This is a genomic window from Plantactinospora alkalitolerans (assembly GCF_015690345.1).
In the GTDB taxonomy this organism is placed as follows: domain Bacteria; phylum Actinomycetota; class Actinomycetes; order Mycobacteriales; family Micromonosporaceae; genus Plantactinospora; species Plantactinospora alkalitolerans.
In genome coordinates this window covers 1-5,540 of record NZ_JADPUN010000367.1, presented here as the reverse complement: position 1 = coordinate 5,540, position 5,540 = coordinate 1, and the positions used below count along the sequence as shown (strand labels likewise).

General features: G+C 71.8%; 6 protein-coding genes. 4 read left to right on the top strand and 2 right to left on the bottom strand.

What is annotated here, in order from left to right; translation table 11 throughout:
* Window positions 1-56: 56 nt before the first annotated feature.
* Both I0C86_RS37775 and I0C86_RS37770 read right to left on the bottom strand, forming a co-directional pair.
* Window positions 57-1,310, bottom strand: a complete 1,254-nt coding sequence (locus I0C86_RS37775) for a sialidase family protein (RefSeq protein ID WP_196206111.1) — start codon at window positions 1,308-1,310, stop codon at window positions 57-59.
* On the bottom strand, window positions 1,303-1,857 hold the full coding sequence (locus I0C86_RS37770; RefSeq protein ID WP_196206110.1) for an RNA polymerase sigma factor: 555 nt from the start codon (window positions 1,855-1,857) through the stop codon (window positions 1,303-1,305). Before I0C86_RS37770 ends, I0C86_RS37775 begins: the two co-directional genes overlap by 8 nt.
* Before the next feature lie 236 nt (window positions 1,858-2,093).
* On the opposite strand from I0C86_RS37770, the gene trpS reads away from it, so the two are divergent.
* The 4 genes from trpS to I0C86_RS37750 all read left to right on the top strand — a co-directional run bounded on the left by trpS (window position 2,094) and on the right by I0C86_RS37750 (window position 5,375).
* Window positions 2,094-3,119, top strand: a complete 1,026-nt coding sequence (gene trpS / locus I0C86_RS37765; protein ID WP_196206109.1) for a tryptophan--tRNA ligase — start codon at window positions 2,094-2,096, stop codon at window positions 3,117-3,119.
* Window positions 3,120-3,213: 94 nt separating this feature from the next.
* Window positions 3,214-3,768 carry a 2'-5' RNA ligase family protein gene (locus I0C86_RS37760; RefSeq protein ID WP_323374105.1) on the top strand — a complete coding sequence of 185 codons (555 nt, stop codon included), beginning with the start codon at window positions 3,214-3,216 and terminating at the stop codon, window positions 3,766-3,768.
* A 65-nt stretch (window positions 3,769-3,833) separates the two neighbouring features.
* Complete coding sequence (locus I0C86_RS37755) at window positions 3,834-4,853, top strand: YhjD/YihY/BrkB family envelope integrity protein (protein WP_323374104.1); 1,020 nt, start codon at window positions 3,834-3,836, stop codon at window positions 4,851-4,853.
* Between the two features lie 81 nt (window positions 4,854-4,934).
* Window positions 4,935-5,375 (top strand): hypothetical protein, encoded by a 441-nt coding sequence (locus I0C86_RS37750; protein ID WP_196206106.1) that lies wholly within the window; start codon window positions 4,935-4,937, stop codon window positions 5,373-5,375.
* The last annotated feature ends 165 nt before the right edge of the window (window positions 5,376-5,540 follow it).

Sequence of the window (5,540 nt, the reverse complement as noted above, 5' to 3'; positions counted from 1 at the left end):
GGCCAGATCAACTGACCGGGGCGGACCGGCCGCCCCGGTCAGTTGATCTGGCCCGGTCAGTTGATCTGGAGCTTGCGCCAGGTGGCGCCGTCCGCGGAGTAGGCGGCCCAGCCGGAGCCGAACAGGTCGTAGGCGACGTATCCCGCGCCCGTCCGGGTCAGCCGGCCGACGACCGGCAGACTGCCCTCGGCCCGGCTGAAGGTCGCCCCTCGGTCGGCGCTGACGTAGAAGTACCTGTCGGTGCCGGCCACCAACAGTCGCCCGTCGAGCAGCGGCACCGGCTCACCGCTCAGCCCCTGCGGTGCCGCCGGGCCACCGGACCGGGTCCGGCTGAAGCTCTGCCCGCCGTCCCCGGAGTGGAACAGCGCCAGCACCCTCCGGTCGGCGTCGAGCACGGTCGCGTACGCCTGACTGCCGAGGCTGGTCACCTCCACCGGTCCGGCCGGTACACCCGTTCCGGGCAGCTCGACCGTTCGCCAGTGCGTACCCCGGTCCCGGGTCACCGCCACCGCGGCGTTGCCGTCGCGGGTACCGCCGACCCACCAGGCGCCATCGGCGGTGGCCGCCGGAGCCACCCAGCAGACGTCGAGGTCGGGATCGGTCGCGGCAGCGCCGGCCCGGGGCAGCGCCGGCCGCCAGACCTCGACGGCGAGCCCGCACCGGCCGCCCGGCCCGGCCCGGAGCAGGTCGCCGGCCGTCGCCGGTACGCGTCCGGCGCCGCTGCCCGCCCCGACCGGCTGCCAGTTCCGTCCCTGGTCCAACGAGACGTAGGTGTCCGCGCCGGAGGTGATCATCAGATTGCCGTCGGGAAAACCGGTCAGCTCCGCTCCGACGGCGGCCCAGGGCAGTTCGCTGTACTGCCAGGTCAGACCGCCGTCCCCGGTCCGGGCCAGGCTGACCGGGCAGGGAGCGCCGGCCGGGCAGCCGGCCAGCAGGTAGCCGTGGTCCGGGTCGACGAACTCGACGTCGCTGATCGTGCCGGGAATCCCGGTGACGGCCGACCCGGTGAGCCCGTTGATGGTGATCCCCGCCGCGGTGTAGACCGGGCCGCCCGGCGGCGCGTCGGCCACCGGCGGTGGGGACGGAGCCGTGCCGTCGGCTGTCCAGGGCTGGAGCAGCAGGGTCGCCGCGACCGCCACGCAGAGCAGGGCCGCACCGCCGCTGCCGGCCGCGCGTCGACGCCGGCGCCGAGCCGCCGCCCGGTCCCGGATCCGGGCCAGGGGAGGCTGGTCGATGCTGTCCAGCAGGTCCGTCCGCCCGTCTGCCAGCCGTACGTCGAGACCGGCACGGGAGATCTCCCGATCAGGCATGATTCACCCCGGTCGTACCGCTGGCCCGGGCGGCCCGGACCGCCGGTCCCGTTCGGGTGGCCGGTGCCGGGGCACTGCCGCCCTGGTAGTCGCCGAGTTCGGCGGCGAGCGCGGTTCGGCCCCGGGACAGCCGGGACTTCACCGTGCCGGTCGGTACGCCGAGCAGCCCGGCGATCTCCTCGACCGGCAGGTCGGCGAAGTAGTGCAGCACGATGACCTCCCGATAGCTGACCGGCAGCCCGGCCAGTGCCTCCCGCAGGTCGGTCCGCTCGGGCCCGGGAGCGGGCTCGACCAGCCGGGCGACCGGACGGTCCCGCAGCAGGATGGTGTCCAGCAGTTGGCGTCGCCGCCATCGCCGCCGGACCACGTTCACCGCGACCGTCCGCAGCCACGCCTCCGGGTTGTCCACGTCGTCGAGCCCCTGCGGCCGGGCGATCGCCCGGGCGAACGCCTCCTGCACCACGTCCTGTGCCTCGGTCAGGTCCGTGGTGAACGCGTAGACCTGTGCGACCAGTCGCCGGTAGCAGGCGTGGTACAGCTCGCCCATCGCCTCGTCCGCCGCCGCCCGTGCACGGCTCGCACCGCGTCCGCCCCGATTCCGTACCAAGTGCTGTCCCCTCCGGCCAGGCCGTGCGGCGCGCGGGTGCGGCGAAGCCGACCGACTCCGGTTTCAGGGTACGAGCCGCCACCGGCCCGTCCGGTTCCACCGGGTCGGCGGCCGATCCGGGATTTGGCACAGGGGCGTCGGGACACGCTCCCATGGATGCTGTCAGAATTGCCGGCATGTCCGACGTTCCTGCCCGGCCCCGGGTTTTCTCCGGCATCCAGCCGACCGCCGACTCGTTCCACGTCGGCAACTACCTGGGCGCGGTACGCAACTGGGTGGCGATGCAGGAGACGCACGACACCTTCTACAGCGTCGTCGACCTGCACGCGATCACCGCCGGCCACGATCCGGTCGCGTTGCGGCAGCAGACCCGGATCGCCGCGGCGCAGCTGTTCGGCGTCGGGCTGGACCCGGAGCGGTGCACCCTGTTCGTCCAGTCGCAGGTGCCGGAGCACGCCCAGCTCGCCTGGGTGCTGAGCTGCATCACCGGGTTCGGCGAGGCGAGCCGGATGACGCAGTTCAAGGACAAGTCCGTGAAGCAGGGCGCCGACCGGTCCAGCGTCGGCCTGTTCACGTACCCGATCCTGCAGGCCGCCGACATCCTGCTCTACCAGGCCGACGCGGTACCGGTCGGCGAGGACCAGCGCCAGCACCTGGAGCTGACCCGCGACCTGGCGCAGCGGTTCAACAGCCGGTTCGGCCGGACCTTCACCGTGCCGGCCCCGTACATCCTCCGGGACACCGCGAAGATCACCGACCTCCAGGATCCCACGGCGAAGATGTCCAAGTCGGCGTCGTCGCCGGCCGGGATCATCATGCTGCTGGACGATCCGGCCCGGTCGGCCAAGAAGATCAGGTCTGCGGTCACCGACACCGGCCGGGAGATCATCTTCGAACCGGAGCAGAAGCCGGGGATCGCCAACCTGCTGACCATCTACGCCGCGATCACCGGCCGGACGATCGAGGACCTGGTCGGCGCGTACGCGGGTAAGGGCTACGGCGACCTGAAGAAGGACCTGGCCGAGGTGGTGACGGAGTTCGTCCGGCCGATCCAGCAGCGGACCCAGGGTTTCCTGGACGACCCGGCGCAGCTCGACAAGCTGCTGGCGCTCGGCGCGGAGAAGGCCCGCACGATCGCCTCGGCGACCCTGCGCGAGGCGTACGACCGGGTCGGGTTCCTGCCGGGGGCAAGGAACAGTTAGATCTCGTAAGCGCGGTGGCGGGGGAAGTCCACCGGTCACCAGGGACGTGCTCGTCGGTCTGGGGCGCCGGTGCGAGGGTGAAGTGGAGCGGAGTGTGGTTGTCACGGACGGATCGCAGGACCCCGAGTTCCCGGTGACCCGGGTCGGGATCGCCGTGGACGTCCCGGAGCCGTGGCGCGAGTTCCTGACCCGTCGACGGGCGGAGGCGGGTGACCCGCAGGCCGAGTACGTCCCGGCGCATCTGACGCTGCTCGGGCCGACCGACATCTCGCTGGCGAGCCTGCCGGCGGTGGAGCGCCACCTGGCCGAGGTCGCCGCCGCGCACCGACCGTATCTGCTGCACCTGCGGGGTACCGGCACGTTCCGGCCGATCACCGAGGTGGTCTTCGTGGTGGTCGCGGCGGGAATCAGCGAGTGCGAGCTGCTCGCCGGGGCGATCACCAAGGCGCCAGAGCTGCGCCGGGAGAGCCGTTTTCCGTACCACCCGCACGTGACCGTCGCCCAGGACGTCGCGCCCGAGGCGCTGGACCGGGTCTACGAGGACCTGGCCGACTTCTCTGCGCTGTTCAAGGTGGAGAAGTTCACCCTGTTCTCGCACAACGGCGACTCCCGCTGGCAGCCCCGACGGGACTTCGCCCTCGGCGGTTGACCGCAAAACCGGCGCGCCGGGTTGACCGGCCCCCGAACGGCGGGGCGATGGGCAAGGATGGCGGCGTGAACGCCTTCGAGCGGTTGTTGGCCCGGATCGACCGGCGGCTGACCGCGCATCGTCGGCGATCGCCCTGGTTCGATCACCTCGCCCGAGCGGTGGGGCGTTACACCGATGTACTCGGCGGGCGGCTGGCGGCGGCCATCGCGTACTACGGCTTCTTCGCGGTCTTCGCCCTCGGCCTGGTGGCGTACGCGGTCCTGGGCGCGTTGCTCGGGGACAGTGCCGAGAGCGGTCGGGTGATCGTCGGCTTCATCCAGCGGAACCTGCCGTTCGTCGACCCCGAACAGATCCGGCAGAGCAGCAGCCGCCCCGGCATCATCGGGCTGATCCTGCTGGCGGTCACCGGAATCGGTTGGGTCGAGTCGATCCGCTCGTCCCAACGGCTGATCCACCGGCTGGACCAGCATCCGGGCTACATCGTCTTCCGCCAACTGGTCGACCTGGCGATCCTGCTGGTGATCTTCCTGCTGCTCGGGCTCTCGGTCGGCGCCGTGGACGCGTTGGAGTCGTTGCTCAGTTGGCTGCTGGGCGCCCGGTCGGTGCTGTTGTCGATCTGTAGCTGGCTGCTGGCGCTCCTGATCAACGTGGTGCTGGGTTCGGCGCTGCTGCTCGCCGTGCCCCGACTGCGGATGAGCTTCCGGCGCTGGCTGCCGCCGGTGCTCTTCGTGGCTCTGGGCATCACCCTGCTCAACTCGCTGGGCCGGTACTACGTGGTGCGGTGGGAGCGGAATCCGGCGTACACGGTGGTGGCCGGGGCGGTCGGTTTGCTGATCTATCTCTACCTGTTGAACCAGCTCCTCCTCTTCGGCGCGGCGATCGCGGCGACCGGCCGGCACGGGCGGATCCGGGATCTGGCCGCCGGCGGAGCGCCGGTCCCCGACCCGACGGCCGCGAAGGCTCCGGATCCCGAGCCGGCCGCCGCGAAGGCTCCGGATCCCGAGCCGGCCGGCTCCGGGGATGCGGCTTCCGATCCGGTTCGGCCGGAGTCGCCGGAGCCGGGTGAGCGCGGAAACCGAGAGTGAGCGGCCGGGGTAGAAGCGACGAGCGCTGCGATTCGGGCAAAAGCCACTAATAGCACGTCGAACACCGCGATGATGGGTCGCGTGGGCGCACTAGTGACGTTGGAGCTTCCGGACGACTCGCCGATCCTTGCGCTGCCCTGGATCATCACCTTCGGTCCGCTCGACGACGACGAGGAGTGGGAGCCGGTGGTCTGCGGGCCGTACGAGCGACCACACGCGCTGGCGCTGGCCGAGTCGGTGGTGGCCGACGAGGAACTGATGGCCGTGGTCGAGCCGCTGCTGCCCCGGGTGTCCGCCGAGGAGATCCGGGCCGAGATCGCCGCCGCGCAGATCGCGGTCGAGGACGAGGCGGTGGAGTTGGACGAGGCCACCGTCTACGGCGACTACGAGGACGTCGGTGACGAGGAACTGATCGGGGAGAGCGCCCGCGCCGCCGCGCAACCCCGGCAGCCGCCGGATCCGGCCGAGGTCCGGGCCGGGGTGGCCCGGATCGCCGCGATGCTCACCCGGTCCGACCACTAGGTTCGACGCGGTCAGGTGGCGCAGCCGCCGGGGTGGCCGGCGAACCGCTGGCAGCGCCGGCTGCCGGGGCCGGCGCGAGGTTCGCCGATCGGGGCGTCACACCAGATCTGCGTACGCCTCGACTGCTCGTCCTCCTCGGAGATGGTCGCCTCGCCGAAGTCGAGT

Coding starts and splice junctions, on each gene's coding strand:
- I0C86_RS37775 (WP_196206111.1), bottom strand. CDS start 1,310: ATGCCTGATCGGGAGATCTCCCGTGCCGGTCTCGACGTACGGCTGGCA.
- I0C86_RS37770 (WP_196206110.1), bottom strand. CDS start 1,857: ATGGGCGAGCTGTACCACGCCTGCTACCGGCGACTGGTCGCACAGGTC.
- trpS (WP_196206109.1), top strand. CDS start 2,094: ATGTCCGACGTTCCTGCCCGGCCCCGGGTTTTCTCCGGCATCCAGCCG.